The following is an 18027-nucleotide window of genomic DNA, read 5'->3' as shown; positions in this document are numbered from 1 at the left end:
AGGAGTGAAACTTAGTGGCGAATAGTAATAAACCATTCATTGATCAGGCATACTGCCAAACTGCGATTAAGCATGTCTTACAAAAGATTGATGAGAATCTCGATATATTTACTTACAAATATCCTGCACCTGCGAGCGTAAACCTTGTTTATCCGGCCATAGATAATGTTCAATGGACGTCTTCCTTTTGGACAGGAATGCTTTGGCTCGCTTATGAGGTCACAGGGGATGATAAATATCGCAAAGTTGCCGAGATTCAACTCGAGGATTTTACCCGTCAAGCAACCAATCGAATTTGTACGGACACACATGATCTTGGGTTTTTGTTTACATTGTCTTGCGTAGCCGCATTCCGTTTGACAGGAAATGAACAAGCAAAAGAAACCGCGATAAAAGCTGCTGACCTGTTAATGGAGAGGTATTTTGAAAAGGCAGGCATCATTCAAGCGTGGGGGAATCTGAACGACCCGGAAGAAAGGGGCCGCATGATTATCGATTGCTGCATGAATCTCCCGCTGTTGTACTGGGCGACCGAAGTCACCGGCAATCCCAGCTATCATAAAGCAGCTTACAATCATGCGAAAAAGGCTGCTCAGTACTTGGTTCGTGAGGATGCAACAACATTTCATACTTATTACGTTGATGTTCTTACGGGAGAACCCCGATTCGGGAAAACCAATCAAGGCTTCTCCGACGATTCATGTTGGGCCCGAGGTCAAGCTTGGGCTTTATATGGATTTCCACTTAGTTATAAGTACACAAAAGCTGCTGAGTTTCTGGAAACAAACAAGCGGGTTACTCAGTACTTTTTGGAACGGATGCCGAAAGATCTCATCTGTTATTGGGATTTAATGTTTGTAGACGGACCTGAAGAAAGAGATTCCTCTGCAGCAGTTATAGCTGCTTGCGGTATGCTGGAACATGCGAAATATTTGCCGGTTACTGATGAAACGAAAAGCTTATATGAGATTACAGCGATGCAAATCGTTCATTCTCTCACAGAAAACTACACAACGAAGAATACTCCCGAATCAAATGGAATATTGCTGCACGCTGTATACGGCAAGCCACATAATAGCGGTGTAGATGAGTGCTGCATTTGGGGTGACTATTATTACTTTGAAGCATTGGTTCGGTTGACGAAAGATTGGCAGCTGTATTGGTAGGAATTAAGTGAGGGGAATTTGGAATCCAAATAGTAGTAAAAAAAGTATAATTAAAGATGTAAAGATTGTTGAGTGTAAATCAGATGCTTGTATATTAGCATGAAAGTGGGAGAGTTCTGTGACAGCCCAATCGAACTGGGACAAGGAGGGTTACTAGCTTTGTTCAGACTCATGATTGTTGATGATGAACCGATTATCGTAGACGGGTTATTTGAAACATTTCGGGGAATGGGTAATCCGGATCTGGAGATTTATCGTGCTTATACGCCTGCTCAAGCGGTGGAAACGATATCCATCTATAAAATTGATCTTGTCTTTACGGATATCCGAATGCCGGGCATGACAGGGATTGAGCTGCAGCAACTCATTGTAGAGCAATGGCCTAGATGCAAAGTCATCTTTCTTTCCGGGTACAATGATTTTAATTATGTCCAAAAGGCAATTCGAGCCGGTGGATATGATTATATTCTGAAAACAGAGGGGGAGGATAAGATACTTGAAGCTTTTCATAAAGCAGTAAAGGATATCTCCTTTCAATTGGAAGAGGAGCAGCTGCTGCAAAAAGCAAAAAGAACCATGCAGGAAGCGGTTCCGATACTTCAAAAAGAGTATTTGATCAGTTTGACAGATGATGCAAAGCCGGAGCAAACAGAAAGCAGAATCAAACGTTTCCATGATCTGCAGATTCCTTTGCATGCCGATGCTCCTGTTTTGCTGCTCATTTGCAGAGTCGACGACTGGTTTGAGTTAATGAACTATTCTGATAAATCACTATTGCTTTATGCCATTCACAATATTGTGGAGGAGTATCTTCAGGATACGATTCTGATAAGTCTATCCGTACAATCCAATCAACTGCTTTTTATGCTGCAGCCAAAGCTGAAATTACAAGCGGAAGCTCGCTTTCTGCATATTGTGGAAGAAACGCTGGATTCCATACAGGGGACCTGCAAAAGCTTGATCAAACTGCCCATTTCCATGTTTCTCAGTGCTCGATTGGTTCCTTGGGAAGGTTTAGGGAAACAGATTGCGAAGCTTACTCATTTATTAAGGCGTGGAATTGGACAAAACAAAGAAATCATTCTCATGGAACAGGATAATTTAAGTGAACATTATGTGGGGCAGAATCAAATCGATGAGATTGGATATGTCTTATTCCGTAAGCAAATCAGTCAACTAGAGGTTTGCCTTGAAAGCGGGCAGCAAGAGGACTTTGAAAAGACTTTTTTGGAAATGGTTAATGAGATCAAGCTTCTAGGTCCTTTTATACAGCGCCAATATTACTTTACGGTCGCTATGATGCTTATCAATTATATGAACAATCTGAACATAACTGCGGAGATAGGACGTGATATCGATATTCATTCTATGTTATCTATGGATGAGCATAAAACATGGGTTTCAAGCTGTCGATATTTATTGGAAGTATCCGGACTGGTATTTCAGTTTAAATCGAAGGAAGTTATCGATAAATCCTATGAATTAATAGAACATTTAAAGCAATTTATCCAGAAACATTTGAACGAAGAATTATCCTTAACCCGTTTAGCCGGAATGGTCCATTTAAATCCCTCTTATTTATCGCGCTTCTTTAAGCAAATGACAGGAACTGTTCTGACAGATTATATTACTGGTTTAAGGATTGCAAAAGCCAAATCGCTTCTAAGAGAGACAGATCTGAAAATACAAGATATTGCTCCGCAAGTTGGCTTTGATTCTCCTGCCTATTTTATAAGGCTCTTTAAGAAAGAGATGCATGTGACCCCAAGCGAATACCGGGATAAAAATAGTTAACCGGTAAGCGGCAACAAAACTTTCAGGTAGAGATATATCGAATAAATCGAGCCGTTTTTCTACCTCCTGGGATCCTTATTATGAATACAGATCGACGAGGTCGGTTATGCTTTTGCGATCTAAGCATGAACTGTCCAATTGTCATTGATTCTTTAGTCATTTTAATCACCCCGTTATTCTTTATCTCCAATCATATGCTCAGATCATTTCGTCCTATGTGTAGTCATTCTGTCCTTTCGATATTGAAGCGGTGTCGTTCCAACAACCCGCTTAAACAGCTGTATGAAGTAGGACGTATTCGGGATGCCGGATCGAATGCCGATTTCCTCAATCGGCAAGTCGGTGGTTTCGAGCAGCCTGCAGGCTTGCTTCATGCGTCTCGCCGTCAAGTAATCCGTAATGTTGCTGCCTGTCTCCTGACGAAATACACGGGAGATGTAGCTGGTTGAAAGGTGCGTTTTTTCCGACAATCGTTCCAGACTCACGTCTTCGTGATAATGCTCTTCGATCCAGCGCATGACCGTTTCCGAATAACGCGAATGTCTTCGTATCTCAGGCGTGAGTTTTATTTTACTGTCGTCATTTTCCGTATCTAAAATATTCAAAATTTGCGCTATCATTAAAAGGATATCTTCTTGAGTTCCTTTGCCGCTCGTGTAACAACGGTTGAACGACTCGTACGTCCATTCAAGCACTCCCGCATTTTGGAAAAGATCGTAAGCATGATTGCGTTCGCCTCCTTGCCATAAAGCTGAAAACAAGGCTTGCTTCTTGGGAAACACAGCCAGCTGCCGCTGTATCCAATTTGGGTCAATATAGAAGATGGATCGAACATAGGGAGTTACGGGGCTTACGACGGCATGAACGCGATGCAGCTGAAAAGGTTGAAAGAAAAAAAACATTCCACGCTTGATCTCGTATGCCTGCCGATTGAGAACAATACTGCCTTGTCCTTCGTGCACGAAAACCGCTTCACAGCACTGATGCCAGTGATAATATCCTTTGAAATCGCTCTCAGTGCGGATCAGATAATCCCAAACGATGTCTTTGCGATCAAAGCGGACGGGTTCAAACAGTCGATTCATAGATCCTCCATTTAGGACAAAATATCAACATTTTCTCACATTGTAGCATAACTTTTGCGTGAGCCCCAGCGATATAATGAAGAAAAAACTGGAGGTATTCAACATGGTTATAGCGTACTGGCAAGACGTTATGCAAAGACTTGATCAGAAGGTAACCCGTACGATCGAACAGATGGGCAATAAATGTCCACACTTCGCGGGGGAAGACGGCAAATTTGACGATATCGGTTCCGATTGGTGGACGACAGGCTTTTGGCCGGGGATACTTTGGATTATGCATGATATGACCGGTAAGGAACATTACAAGGAAGCCGCGTGGCGATGGGACGGCATCCTGGAAGAATGGTTCGTTAAACCGACATTAGAGCTTCATCATGACGTTGGCTTTCAGTTTCTTCCGACGGCTGTGATCAAGCACACGTTGACCGGGGATGAGGACGGCTTGCGCAGAGGTATTGAGGCGGCGAACTTTTTGGCTGCACGGTTTAATCCGGTTGGGAACTACATTCGTGCCTGGAATAACGGCCCTGACGGTAAACCGGTTCCCGGTTGGGTCATCATCGATTGTATGCTCAATATCTCGCTTTTGTTCTGGGCCCACAAGGTAACGGGAGATCCGAGGTATAAACATATCGCCATTCGTCATGCCGAGACGACCATGCAGCATGGCATCCGGGAAGACGGGTCGACGAAACACATTATTTCGTTCGATCCCGAAACAGGCGCCTATATCGAGAACTTCGGCGGTCAGGGTTTGGCTGCTGAATCTACATGGAGTCGGGGTACAGCATGGGGACTATACGGTTTCATCCATACATACCGGCACACGGGAGACGTACGGTTCTTGCACACAGCGAAACGGATCGCGCATTACTTCATCGCGGCTCTGCCGGAGGATCATGTGCCTTACTGGGATTTCCGCCTGGAATCGCTGGAAGGAATGTCCCGTGACAGCTCGGCTGCATCCATCGCCGCTTCCGCTCTGCTGGAGCTTGCAGGATTGGTACCGGCAGGAGAGAAAGGGCTGTACGGCGGAGCAGCGGAGAAAATTTTGCGCTCGCTCACTGAAAACTATGCTACCTGGGATCAACCGGAGCATGAAGCGATTCTGCTCCATGGTACCGGCAGCGGGACCTCGTTCATTGATGTATCGCTTATTTTCGGCGACTATTATTATGTTGAAGCCGTGTCCAAGTTGAATGGCTGGAAACACCGCATTTTCTAAACATGCCTTTTAAAGTAGTATTAGCAAGAAAATGAAAAAGAGAAAAGAGGTGTTCTCGTTGTGGACAGGAGACGCGTACTTGGAGCAGTTATATAGGCAGGCAGGCGAGTGGCGCGAACAGCACTCGGAGTCGGCAGCACAGCGGAAAGAGCAGTTGCTCCATTCCCTCAAGGATTCGTTAGGGGAGTTTGAGCGATCGTCACAAATCCATTCTGTCGTACTGGAAGAGAAGGCATGTGAAGGGTATACAAGAACACGCGTCGAGCTGTCGGTAATTCCGGGTCTTTCGTTCGGCGCCTACATATTGAAACCGGCCGGAGCAAGGGGTAAGCTCCCTGGTGTGATCGCCGTGCATGGGCACGGCTACGGCAGCAGGCAAATATGCGGTATGCTGGCGGATGGTACGGAGGATACGGGCAAGCCGGATATTTACAACCATTTTGCCGTGCAGCTGGTTCGTAATGGGATGCTTGTCATCGCGCCGGATGTCATCGGCTTCGGCGAACGCCGAATGGAGGCCGATGTTGCGGAGGATCCTAACGCGCCTAGTTCATGTTATCGGATGTCGACGCAATTGCTGATGCTCGGCAAAACCTTGACAGGACTGAGAGTAAATGAAATGCTGGGCACTCTCGATTATTTCAGCGGGCTTGAGCAGGTCGATCCAGGGCGAATCGGCATCGTCGGCTTCTCCGGCGGCTCTTTGATCGCCTATGTGGCGGCTGCGCTGGATGAACGAATCCGGTCATCCGTGTTGATCGGATTTCCGAATACATTCAAGGACAGTATCATGGCCGTGCATCACTGCATCTGCAACTTCATGCCGGGCATTCTCATGCATGCCGAGCTTCCCGAATTGATGGGACTCCTTGCACCGCGTCCGCTGTTTCTGGAATCGGGCGATCGTGACCCGATCTTCCCGGCCGCCGGTTTTGAGAAAGCAGTTCGGGAGTTAAAGTCCATCTATGAGCGCGAAAACGCCGGAGATCAGCTTACTTGCGATTTGTTCCCGGGGGCTCACGAAGTAAGCGGACGAGTTTCGTTTGATTGGCTAATGCGGACGCTCGCGTAATAATCTGGAATATACGATAAAGTCTTGCAGCTTGCTTGACAAATGGACAACTTTCCAGTGAAATAAGGATAAGCTCTACAAGTCCTTATATGGTAGCAGCAAACTGGGAGGTACATGCATGTCGCGCAAGTGGGAAAGAATGGTTAGTAAAAATGCAAAAAAAGCGAATATAACCAGGTCGAAGCAAGGGAAAGCCCCGATCTCCGACCCTGAAAAACCTTTGGTGTTTAAAGGACGGAGCTTACTGCTGCCTTTACTGTTCTTCATCATTTTTCTGTTTTTAGCAGCTACTTACACAAAGGCTGATCAGAACGGCATGTATCTGTTTACGATTTGCGGGTACTTATTAGTCGCTTTGTTAATGTATTTTGCACGTCGCCCCTATTTAAAGGTAGGTAAGACGAGTCTTGCGAAAAGAGGATATTCAAGGGAACTTGTTGTTGAAGCTAAAAATATTAAACAAATTATTTATAAGCCGGGTTCTGTGGTCATTGAACTGGACAATAAGACGCGGTGGGTGTACTCCAAACGCATGAATCTTTTCGATGTCGCAAACATTGCCGGGGAGCTGCAGCAATTCGCCGAGTCCAATCGGGTAGCTTTTGAAAATACAACGCAGCAGGCGTAAAAACAAGAAAAAAGACAGCTAATCCGCTGATGATGCGGTTTGGCTGTCTTTTTATTGGATAACATCATAACGATAACAGAAACATCAGGATATTTCCTCTCGTATACAATCCAGTATTGACAATTTCAATATTTATGATTAAATCAGTTGTACATACAAAATATAAAATACGAAAAAGGGGTTCAGAGCTATGGATGACGACTTCCTTCATACGTGTTTATTTTTTACGACGAATCGACTAAGTCGAGCGATCACCAAAATGGCTGAAGAAGAATTTGCTTCGACAGGCCTTACTCCCATGTATGGCTATCTGATCAGGCTCGTCATTAGTGCGCCGGGAATCTCACAAAAAGAATTAGCCGAGAAGCTTTATATCACTGCTTCGACGCTAACTCGTTTCATTGATAAGCTGGAAGGGAAACAGTTGGTTGAACGAAAAGTGCACGGAAAAACGGTGCTTATATATCCGACCTCTAAAGGCCAGGAATTGGAAGAAGAGATTCGCCGTGCATCTAAAAAGCTGCATGGCCGGTATAGTGCCATTCTCGGCGAAGAAAGCGCAGCAAAGCTATCCGATGAAATTGAATTAACGAGTGAAAAATTAGAAAAATAGGCTGGTCCCAATTAAGTTAGCAGCAGTAGAAAATATAACTTAAATGTTTGAAGGGAATTTGATCTTCATGTAGAAAAAGTGGGTGTTAACTAAGTTCGTAAATAACGCGTTATAACACTGCTATCTCGAGGTGTGAAACCTAACTAATGTTGATCGAAAAACTCTTTCTGAACATTTTAATTGTTCTTGCTCCTACGTTAGTTATTATCGCTTTCGGGGAAAAATGGCGCCAAGCGCAGTCAGCCTATGTTTTCGGAATTCTCCAGGGCGTATCGTCAGCACTTAGTTTATTATTTGCCTATCAGGCTCTTCATTTATTTTGGGACCTGCGGTACGTACCGCTAATCATCTCGGCGATTTATGGAGGGCCGATTGCTGCGGCAATCAATTATGTAATTATTTTAATGACACGTACTTATCTCGGCGGCAATGCACTTTTATTCGGATATATAAGCATCACGTTAACCTTTCTAGCCTTATTGTTCGCTTCTAGCAAAGTCAAAGGAATGGCAGGAAACAGTCGAATTAAAATGACGTTATTCATTTCTCTGATCCCTTCTGTTATCATGCTGCTCATCTTAATTTCATTTACGAGATTGAATAAAATTCCTATGGATTTTGATTACAATCCCGTTCTTGCCGTCATATTCTTCGGTATCTTTCAAGCATTAGCGGCATGCTTGTCGGCGATGTTGCAGGAGATTAGTCATGAAAGACTAGCTATGAAATTGGAGATTCAAAAAAATGAAAAAATGAAAACTTTGGGAGAACTGGCTGCTTCAATCGCACATGAAGTACGTAATCCTTTAACGGTTGTTAAAGGGTTTCTTCAGATGATGCGTCCGAACGAGAGCGGGAAAAACCAGAAATATTTGGATATCGCACTTGGAGAACTTGAAAGAACAGAGTCTATCATTAACGATTACTTAAATTTTGCGAAACCCAAATTGACCAAAATGGAATCATTTTCATTAACCGATCTTCTAAATAACATATCCGCTCTATTTACACCAATGGCTGGTAATAGTGGAATTCTGATAACCGCGGACCTTCAGGAAGATATCATTATACATACGGATCGCGGACAACTGCAGCAAGCATTGATCAATGTTGTCAAGAACGCTGTTGAAGCAACTCCGACCAACGGAGAAGTGACGATACGTTTAACATGTAAAGAAAGCCAAGCTCAAATTATGATCAAGGATAACGGAAAAGGGATGACTCGTGAACAAGTTTCGCGAATAGGCACGTTGTTTTTCTCGACAAAAGAAGTAGGTACAGGTTTAGGCACAGCATTGGCAGTGCGAATAATCGAAAGCATGAACGGACAAATCACATACGATAGCAAGGTAGGGATCGGTACAAAAGTAACGATAACTGTACCTCTATATGTGGGGGGACGGAAATCTTTTTGAGAGGCCATGCAACCTTTTCCTGTCGCTATCCGTTAATAAGGTTACTCTAGAGGATTAAAAATAATCACTTATTGACAGGAGAATAGTTACTATGAAAAAATTAGCAGCATTAACTATAACTTCAGTAATGTTAGGGAGTTTGACATTTAACACGGCATTCGCATTTTCAGATGTTGAAGGCGAACAAGCGGAAGCAATCGCTGCTTTACAAAGCCGCGGCGTTGTAAGCGGAATCGATAATGAACATTTCGTGCCGAAAGGCAAAATTACATTTGCGCAAAGCGTTCAGATCATCGTAAAAGGCCTGAACTTGAATATGGATTTGCTGCGCTTTATTAAACAGCCGGTTGCATCGGACATATATACGAACATCCCTAACGACGCTTGGTATGCGGAAGCTTTCATCATTGCACACTACAACGGCTTGGAAATTCCCAAGGATGTAAACCCTAATGCAACGATTACTCGTGAACAGTTCGGGAATTTGCTCATTCGTGCATTAGAAAAACATGGCGATCTTCCGTTAATCAAGATGTACATCGAGATCAAGGACGCCGATCAAATTACGCCTGAGTATCAGGGTGCGCTGCAGCGTATGCTTCTGTACAAAATCGCGGAGCTTGATAAAGACGGCAAGCTGAATCCGAAGGCCGAGCTTACCCGCGGTGAAGCGGCGACTTGGGTTTACAACGCTGGCAAAGTGCTTGATGCACATACGCAAAAGCCTGCACCGACTGAAAATGTTGAAGTAACTGTTGAGAAAGTAAGCGACGACATCAACAAGGTGACGCTGTCCCGCGAATCCAAACCTACTGCGGGTTATGGCATTGAAATAACCGGTATCCGCTTTGAGCAGGATGGCAAAGCGGTCATCACGTATACCTTGACGGACCCTAAGCCGGATTCCATGAACGCAACGGTAATTACAGAACCTAAAGCTGTAACTTACATCTCTTCCAAATACAAAGCAGAGGCTGAGCTTGCAGCTGTTAAATAATATTTTTCAAAAAATATTCTTGACATTCGATTTCTCGTTCGTTAATATCATTTCTTAATAAAGGCTTTAACCAAGGACATGAAATCTTATGGATACCGTTCAGAGAGAGGGGACCCGGCTGAAATCCCCTTCGGTGTAATCTTGAGATCTTTACCGCCTTGCAGCTGCGATATTGAAATCATGGATTTGCATGAGTGTAAACTTCGCCGGGAATTCCCGTTACAGAAACAATGAGGATCTGCTTTTTTGAAGCAGTCGAATCAGGGTGGAACCACGAGCGCACTCGTCCCTTTTAGGACTAGTGCGCTTTTTGCTTTTTCCAGAAACGATAAAAGCTACGACCAGGGACATGAAATCTCATAGATACCGTACAGAGAGAGGGGACACCGGCTGAAATCCCCTTCGGATTTATCTTGGGATATTTACCGCCTTGCAGCTGCGATATTGAAATCATGCTTATGCCATGAGTGTAAACTTCGCCGGGAATTCCCGTTACAGAAACCAATGAGGACTCGGCATCAGCGAGTCAATTAGGGTGGAACCACGAGCGCAATCGTCCCTTGGAGCGATTTGCGTTTTTTTGTGTTCATATTAATGAATTCAGCTAATGGAGGAATGAAAATGGCGATTAAAGTAATATTTCCCGACGGAGCAATTCGAGAGTATCATGAGGGCATTACGATTGAGCAAGTGGCAGCATCGATCAGTCCAGTACTGAAAAAGAATGCCGTAGCCGGTAAAATCAACGGTGAGCCGGTAGACTTAAATCGAGCGATTGCCGAAGACAGCCATGTGGAAATCGTTACGCTCGAAAGTAGAGAGGGATTGGATGTTTATAGGCACAGTACAGCGCATCTTATGGCTCAAGCACTTAAACGCATCTATGGGGAGCACGCTGTAAAATTGGGGATTGGTCCGGTTATTGAGGACGGCTTCTACTATGACGTTGATATCGAAAAACCTTTATCCGTTGACGACCTTTCGTATATTGAAAAAGAAATGGAAAGAATCGTTCTTGAGAACCTGCCGATCGTAAGACGCGTGGTTAGCCGTGAGGAAGCCATTCAAATTTTTAAAGAAAAGGGTGAGGGACTGAAGCTTGAACTAATTAGAGATTTATCTGAGCATTCAGTCATTACGATCTATGATCAAGGAGAATTTCATGATCTGTGTCGCGGGCCGCATCTACCATCTACAGGCCGAATAAAAGCTTTTAAGCTTCTCAGTGTAGCCGGCGCATATTGGCGCGGGGATTCCAACAATAAGATGCTACAGCGCATTTACGGCACTTCCTTCCCCAAAAAAGCGCAGCTGGAGGAACATTTGATTTTGATGGAGGAAGCCAAGAAACGCGACCATCGCAAGCTCGGTAAAGAACTTGGTTTGTTCATGTTTTCGGAGGAAGCACCGGGTATGCCGTTTTACTTGCCCAAAGGGATGGTGATTCGTAACGAACTCGAGAACTTTTCGCGCGAAATCCAGACGAAGCAGGAATACCAGGAAGTTCGTACTCCTTTTATGATGAACCAACGATTGTGGGAGCAATCCGGGCATTGGGATCATTACCATGAGAACATGTACTTTACAGAAGTGGATGAAACAAAATTCGCACTCAAACCCATGAATTGTCCGGGACACATGCTTATTTTCAAAAACAACCTGCATTCCTACCGGGAACTGCCGTTGCGTTTCTCGGAATTTGGCCAGGTTCACCGCCATGAGTTTTCCGGCGCATTAAACGGAATGATGCGGGTCCGCACTTTTTGCCAGGACGATGCGCATATTTTTGTCCGGCCTGATCAAATCGAGGAAGAAATCAGTCGGGTTATCGCATTGATTGACCGGATCTATCGTGTGTTTGGATTTGAATATACAATGGAGCTGTCAACTCGACCGGAAGATTCAATGGGGTCGGATGAACTTTGGAAGCAAGCTGAAACAGCACTCCAAAATGTTCTGGATAACAACGGTGTTAAGTACCGCCTGAATGAAGGAGACGGGGCTTTTTACGGACCTAAAATAGATTTTCATATTCTGGATGCAATTAAGCGGAGTTGGCAATGTGCAACGGTGCAGCTTGATTTTCAGATGCCAGAAAAGTTTGACCTGTCCTATGTCGGTGAAGACAACCAGAAACATCGCCCGGTCGTCATTCATCGTGCAGTCTATGGGTCGATCGACAGATTCATCGGAATTATAACGGAGCATTTCAGCGGTGCTTTTCCTACTTGGCTTTCACCTGTACAGGCGAAAATTTTGCCGGTCTCGGACCATTTTATCGATTATGCGCTTCAAGTGAAAAGAACATTGGAAGATGTCGGCATTCGTGTGGAAGTAGATGTCCGAAGCGAGAAGCTGGGCTACAAAATTAGGGAAGCACAGTTAGAAAAAGTGCCCTATATGCTAGTCATTGGAGAAAACGAGCAAAGTTCAGGCATGGTTTCCGTCCGCAAGCGCGGGGAAGGCGACATGGGTTCGAAGTCACTTTCAGAGATTGCTGAGCAAATCGTTAACGATATTAATTTGAGTATGAAATGACCTCGGGTACAGACATAATGGATAATAAATGAAACTATGTCATATTAAAGTGGTGGAAGCGCATGTTATTCTCCCCAATAAAGCCAATGATCGTTACCATGGGAAACGAAGCATTTGATGATGACGGGTTTATTTTTGAGCCCAAATGGGACGGTTGGAGAATTCTTTTGCATAAAGAAGGATCGCGAATCGAAGCTTATACGCGCAGCGGTCATGTTGTGACGAGCAAATTTCCCGAACTGAAAGAAGCCATTGCTTCCATCAAAACAAATACGGCGATATTGGATTGCGAAGGTGTATGTATTAGGGACGGCAGATCCGTGTTCGATGATTTTTCGTACCGGTGCCGGATTTCGGATTCAGCCAAAATTAATGCTGCGCTTCGGACGCATCCGGTTTCTTTTATTGCTTTCGATGTTCTATTATCCTCATCTGAACATCTATACGAACCGTTAAAGGCTCGCAAAGAGCGCCTAACAGAGCTCATTAGCGGTACGGATGTTATTACGCCCACTGTTTTCATCGAAGAGCGAGGTAAGGACCTTAGCGCTTGGAGCAAGGACCGCGATATGGAAGGCATTGTTGCGAAACGGAAAGATTCCAAGTATTTGCTTGGTGCCGAAACTAAGGATTGGATAAAAATAAAAAATCCCAAAACGATCGATACGATCATTCTGGGTTATCGGACTGAGCCGCAGTTTGGAATAGTTATAGGGCTGCACTTTAAAACAATTAAATATAAACCTGTTGGCATTGTCGAAACGGGTTTTCAAGAAGCGGAGAAAAGGGCTTTTCTAGAGATCGCAAGACAGTTGCATACGAAACAGGAAAAGCAAACACAGTGGATAGAGCCAAAGCTTTGCTGCAGAATTCAATATTTGGAGCGTACAGATCATCATCAACTGCTTGATGCGATGTTTAAAGGTTTTTTATTGGATAAAGATCCGGAAGAATGCTATTGGACCTACTAATAATGAAAGGGGTATCGCGGGATGGGCTGAAGTCCGGAAAAACACAATTGCATATAAGATACATCCACCAAAATAGTCTGGAGTTCGATTTTACAAAATTGCAGCTTGGTTTTGTAAGATAATGTTCGATGAGCGCATGATAAGCAGGCAAAATCGAACTCCAGCCGCTAACTTCATTCTCCACATTTTTGTAATTAGGTGAAATCGAACTGCGATAAACGCAATGGTATCCGCTTTGAGGGTAGAGGGTGCAGAAAGCCCTTGTAGTCCCTTACTTGGCGTCATGAAAAATAATACCCAGACTATATCTGGTTCCCGATGTAATCGTGCTGACTCCGTGCCTTAGCGTGGTTTTATAGTAGCCGCGAGTACCCGAAACCGGACGATGACGGGTTGGGAAAATTAAACCTTGTCCTTGTTCGAGGGTGATGACGTGCCCCCTGCTTTGCGCGCGCGGACGCTGTTCCACCAGTAGAAACTCGCCGCCGGTATAATCTTCATCCTTCTGATTAAGTGCGAATACGACCTGAAAAGGAAAGAAGACTTTTCCATATAAATCTTGATGAAGACAGTTATATCCGCCTGATTCGTATTTCAATATCAATGGGGTTGAACGCGTCTGTTCTTCTTTGTAGCATAGATCCAGAAACTCCTTTAGCGTTAACGGATAAGCTGCATTGTTGCCCAATTGCTCATTCCAGCGATTGGCTGTTTTCGATAGTTCCGGAAAGAAGCTTTCACGAAGCTGCTGCAGCAAGTCCGGAAGGGGGGCATCGTAATATTTGTACTCCCCGATTCCGAATCGGTAACGGGCCATATCAATGGTATTTCGGAAGTAAGCCGGTTCTTCATAGGTATCTATGATTTGTTTGCATTCCGATTTAGTTAATATAGTAGGCAGTTTTGCATACCCGTGATGGTCCAGCGATTGTTGGAGCATATTCCAATCCAGATGAGCTACGCGTTCAGCAAGGCGCTCGGCAGCTATACTATTCTGATGTTCCATTTTCCAATACCTCCTAAACGGCCGTTTCATGATCTACACGATCAGTATAACCTCATGAATAACCGTTTGTACGCATTCTCGAATGTAATAGCAAGATTAAGCAAGAGAACACTCAACCTTTAACTGCCCCGGCAGTAACACCTTTAGTAATCTGCTCATTAAACATGGCATAGATGATAATCGCAGGTATCGAGGTTAAAACCATAACCGCGAATTGTGAGCCGTAGTCCGAAGAATACTGCCCGGTAAAGTGCATGACCGAGAATGGCAATGTTTTGAGCGAATCCTTGCTCAGGAAGGTAGATGCCATAATAAATTCGTTCCAGCAGTTCAAGAACGTGGTGACAGCTATCGTAACCAGCGCCGGCATCGTAAGCGGCATAATAATCTGAAAGACGATGCGATAAATGCTGCAGCCATCCATAACGGCCGATTCTTCTATGGCGCCGGGAATGCTGCGCAAAAATCCGGATAAGATGAAGGTGCCGAGCGGAACCGAGACGGCCGTGTAAGGAAGAATCAGACCTAAATAGGAATTGGTCAATCCTAAAGCTTTGAAAATTGCAAAGTTCGGCAGCAGGGTTGCATGGATCGGGATCATGATACCGAGCAGAATGACCGAAAAGAAAAAGGAGCGTGTTTTCCAATGCATGCGCGTGAATGCATAGGCAAGCGACAATGACAGGAACATGGTCAAAATAATGGTCACAGCCGAAACCAGCACACTGTTCAGCAAATATTTGGGGAACTTGCCGTCCACCCAGGCATTCACATAGTTTTGCCACTGGGGCGAGCTCGGCCATTTCAAAATGGAAGAAAAGAAAAAGTCGCTGCTGCTGTTGAATGAGAAATTAATCAGCCAAATTAACGGGAACAATTGTCCGAATGCTACTAGTACGAACAAAATCCATAGTAATGTTTTATGTTTTTTCTTCATGTCATCACCGCCTAGTATTCTGCGACATCGCTACGGATGAGCTTATTGCTTACATACGTGGCGATTAAGCATACGAGAATAAAGAGAATGGAAATCGCATTGGCATAGCCGTATTCGCTCGCTGAAAATGCTTTGTTGTATAAGTACACGGCCAAAAATTGCGTGGAATCTCCCGGTCCGCCATTGGTCGTAAGGAATACCGTTTCCATCTGTTTGAGTGCAGTGATCATCGCAAGCGTAATTTGAACGGCGATGACCGGTGACAATAAAGGAACGGTTATTTTCCAATGAAGCTTTATCCCTGAAGCCCCGTCCAAATGAGCGGCTTCGTACAATTCCTCCGGAATTCCTTTAATCCCGGCGTAGTAGAACAATAGCGCCCATCCGAAGCCTGACCAGATTAAGATGAACAATAGGGAACCGAGCGCAGTTTCCGTGTCTCCTAACCAGGCATGTTTTAAAAATCCAAGACCGGTCATGTCCAAAATTTTATTGACCATCCCGAATTCAGGATCGAAAATGGTCAGCCACATGCGGGAGATGACGACAACGGAGATGACACAGGGAATGAAGAAGATCGTGCGGAACACTTTCTCTGCTTTTCCTCCGATTCGGTCCAGCATAATAGCAAAAAATATGCTGATAGGATGCTGCAGCAAGATGCAGCCGAGACCTAGCAGGAGAGCGTTCAATAAAGATTTCCAAAACCGCGAATCGTCAAAAAACAGTTCTTTAAAATTTTGTAGTCCGACCATGTTAATTTCGGTTCCGGGTCCAAGCGTATCGGTCAGGGAGTAAAAGCCGCTCAAAATAATCGGTGCCAGAAAAGTCAGGATAAATAACAGGATGCCGGGAAAAACGAATAGAAAAATAGCCAGTTTGTTGCTGAGCACTTTTTGCATGGTCCTTGAACTCCTTCCGTATGGATGCAGAAAAGGACAGGAAACTATACCTGTCCTTTTCTGTTTTCTCTACCACATAGGAAAGTTTAACTTCGTAAAGTACTAAAGTGCTTAACAAACTTTCCTATTGGCGATAAAAACTTCCGCTTAACGCGGTCGCTCATCTTCGAATGTACGTCGATAGACGTTTTTCTCATGATTTACTTTTTCTGTTTGGCGGCTGCCGTTTGCAGATCAGCGACGAGCTGTTCCGGTGTTGTAGAGCCGGAGAAAAATTTGCCGAACGCATTTTGTACGTCGTCTTTGAATGCAGGTGTGCCGTAATCAATGAATGTAGAGCCTGCTGTTGAAGTGGCTTTGACCAAGATATCTGTAAGCTGCTTTTGAACTTCGCTTTCTTTGCCCGTCAGTTCATATTTTTGAGCTGGTACGGCTGCGCCTGTTTCCCAAGCATTTTTGGCCCATTGGTTAGCGCTCATCAAGTAATCGAAAAACTTTCTGGCTTCCTCCGGATTTTTGGATGAAGTTGTCAAGGCATAGCCGCCGCCATTCCAAGCGATCAAGTCGGATTCTTTGCCTTTGCCGCCTTCAACGACCGGATACTTGATCACGCCAAGATTTTTACGGAACGACTCCGGCAATTTTTCATTCGTAGCCATGCCGGCTTCCCAAGAGCCCATGTACCACATGGCGGCTTTTTCCTGAGTGAAAATGTTTTGCGAAGCGCCGTAGTCGGCCGTCATGAAAGAATCCTGGAACATTTTCGCATCGAGCATCTGTTTCAAAAGTTTTGCGGATTGAAGGAAGCTTTCATCTTGAACGAACGATTTCTTTTGATCGACGGCATCTAGAATCGTATTCTGATCACCGTTTATACGCTGAGCCGTATTTTGAAACAATAGCCCGAAACTCCACAAATCCTTGCCATTCGTGGACATCGGCGTAATGCCTTTTACCCTGAACGCTTTAGCCGCATCAAGAAGCTCATTGTAGGTTGTCGGCACTTTGACGCCGTTATCGGCAAACATTTTTTTGTTATAGTAGATGACCTCATAATCGCTGTTTCGAGGCAATCCATAAATTTTACCGTCGAAGGTGAAAGAGCGGAAAACGCCCGGCAGGAAATTATATTTTTCTCCTTCGTAATCTTTGAGATTCAGTTCTTTGACATATTTGGCTTTGACGAGCGTGCTTAGCTCAGCGCCGCCATGGACCATTGTAATATCGATTGGCTCGTTGGAAGCCATGTAAGCTTTCAGCTTGTTTTTGAATGGTTCTTCGGCCAGAGCTTCAACTTCAATTTTGACATTCGGATTCTCTTTCATGTAGTTGTCGATGGATATCTGTTCGACAAGGCCTTGTCCGGATTTGCGATCGGGCAGGTTGGAGAAGAAGCGTAAGGTAACGACGGCTCCTTCTTTTTTATCCGAATTTGCAGCATTTGATGAACTTTGGGTATTGTTGCCTCCGCAAGCAGCAAGCGTACTGATCATGGCGATGGATGCGGTCAGGACTGTGGCCCGGATAAATTTACTTTGGTTAGTCATACTGGCTCCCCCTATTGGCTGATTTGGCTGGGTCGTTGATTTCATAAACAGATCATAGCAAAGCGATAAGGGGCGGGTCAGTAGAAAAAAGATGTGTAAAGTGTAAATTTGTCGAAAATTTCGCTAACTTC

General features: G+C 44.5%; 15 protein-coding genes. 10 read left to right on the top strand and 5 right to left on the bottom strand.

The features are described 5' to 3' along the window. Positions 1-14 precede the first annotated feature (14 nt). Entirely contained in the window at positions 15-1166 is a 1152-nt protein-coding gene (locus ICC18_RS12210; RefSeq protein WP_188174644.1) for a glycoside hydrolase family 88 protein, read from the top strand. Between the two features lie 159 nt (positions 1167-1325). After that, the gene (locus tag ICC18_RS12205; RefSeq protein WP_188174643.1) at positions 1326-2960 is read left to right on the top strand and encodes a response regulator transcription factor; all 1635 of its coding nucleotides are present in this window, start codon (positions 1326-1328) and stop codon (positions 2958-2960) included. 203 nt (positions 2961-3163) lie between these two features. Here ICC18_RS12205 and ICC18_RS12200 read toward each other — a convergent pair whose 3' ends face one another. Beyond that, the gene (locus ICC18_RS12200; RefSeq protein ID WP_188174642.1) at positions 3164-4045 is read right to left on the bottom strand and encodes an AraC family transcriptional regulator; all 882 of its coding nucleotides are present in this window, start codon (positions 4043-4045) and stop codon (positions 3164-3166) included. Positions 4046-4148: 103 nt separating this feature from the next. Here ICC18_RS12200 and ICC18_RS12195 point away from each other — a divergent pair, with 103 nt between their 5' ends. From ICC18_RS12195 to ICC18_RS12160, 8 genes are all read left to right on the top strand, one after another. Continuing rightward, positions 4149-5270: a glycoside hydrolase family 88 protein gene (locus ICC18_RS12195; RefSeq protein ID WP_188174641.1), complete on the top strand. Its 1122-nt coding sequence runs from the start codon at positions 4149-4151 to the stop codon at positions 5268-5270. A gap of 79 nt (positions 5271-5349) precedes the next feature. Continuing rightward, complete coding sequence (locus ICC18_RS12190; protein WP_312029521.1) at positions 5350-6342, top strand: dienelactone hydrolase family protein; 993 nt, start codon at positions 5350-5352, stop codon at positions 6340-6342. Positions 6343-6460: 118 nt separating this feature from the next. After that, positions 6461-6970 (top strand): hypothetical protein, encoded by a 510-nt coding sequence (locus tag ICC18_RS12185; protein WP_188174639.1) that lies wholly within the window; start codon positions 6461-6463, stop codon positions 6968-6970. Between the two features lie 190 nt (positions 6971-7160). Beyond that, positions 7161-7583 (top strand): MarR family winged helix-turn-helix transcriptional regulator, encoded by a 423-nt coding sequence (locus tag ICC18_RS12180; protein WP_188174638.1) that lies wholly within the window; start codon positions 7161-7163, stop codon positions 7581-7583. Between the two features lie 146 nt (positions 7584-7729). Then, complete coding sequence (locus ICC18_RS12175; protein WP_188174637.1) at positions 7730-8998, top strand: ATP-binding protein; 1269 nt, start codon at positions 7730-7732, stop codon at positions 8996-8998. Between the two features lie 91 nt (positions 8999-9089). Then, a complete protein-coding gene (locus tag ICC18_RS12170) occupies positions 9090-9995 on the top strand; it encodes an S-layer homology domain-containing protein (protein ID WP_188174636.1) in 906 nt (301 codons plus the stop codon). A 621-nt stretch (positions 9996-10616) separates the two neighbouring features. After that, positions 10617-12533, top strand: coding sequence for a threonine--tRNA ligase (thrS, locus tag ICC18_RS12165; protein WP_188174635.1), 1917 nt, complete (start codon positions 10617-10619; stop codon positions 12531-12533). A gap of 62 nt (positions 12534-12595) precedes the next feature. Continuing rightward, on the top strand, positions 12596-13504 hold the full coding sequence (locus tag ICC18_RS12160; RefSeq protein ID WP_188174634.1) for an ATP-dependent DNA ligase: 909 nt from the start codon (positions 12596-12598) through the stop codon (positions 13502-13504). A 271-nt stretch (positions 13505-13775) separates the two neighbouring features. Here ICC18_RS12160 and ICC18_RS12155 read toward each other — a convergent pair whose 3' ends face one another. The 4 genes from ICC18_RS12155 to ICC18_RS12140 form a co-directional block, all read right to left on the bottom strand. Further along, on the bottom strand, positions 13776-14510 hold the full coding sequence (locus ICC18_RS12155) for a 2OG-Fe(II) oxygenase (RefSeq protein WP_188174633.1): 735 nt from the start codon (positions 14508-14510) through the stop codon (positions 13776-13778). Positions 14511-14622: 112 nt separating this feature from the next. Beyond that, positions 14623-15447, bottom strand: coding sequence for a carbohydrate ABC transporter permease (locus ICC18_RS12150; RefSeq protein WP_188174632.1), 825 nt, complete (start codon positions 15445-15447; stop codon positions 14623-14625). An 11-nt stretch (positions 15448-15458) separates the two neighbouring features. Then, positions 15459-16349, bottom strand: coding sequence for a carbohydrate ABC transporter permease (locus ICC18_RS12145; protein WP_188174631.1), 891 nt, complete (start codon positions 16347-16349; stop codon positions 15459-15461). Between the two features lie 200 nt (positions 16350-16549). Beyond that, entirely contained in the window at positions 16550-17896 is a 1347-nt protein-coding gene (locus ICC18_RS12140) for an ABC transporter substrate-binding protein (protein ID WP_188174630.1), read from the bottom strand. Positions 17897-18027 lie beyond the last annotated feature (131 nt).

The organism is Paenibacillus sedimenti, from assembly GCF_014534655.1.
Taxonomy (GTDB): domain Bacteria; phylum Bacillota; class Bacilli; order Paenibacillales; family NBRC-103111; genus Paenibacillus_E; species Paenibacillus_E sedimenti.
The sequence above is the reverse complement of the archived record's forward strand: the minus strand, read 5'-3'. Positions and strand labels throughout refer to the sequence as shown.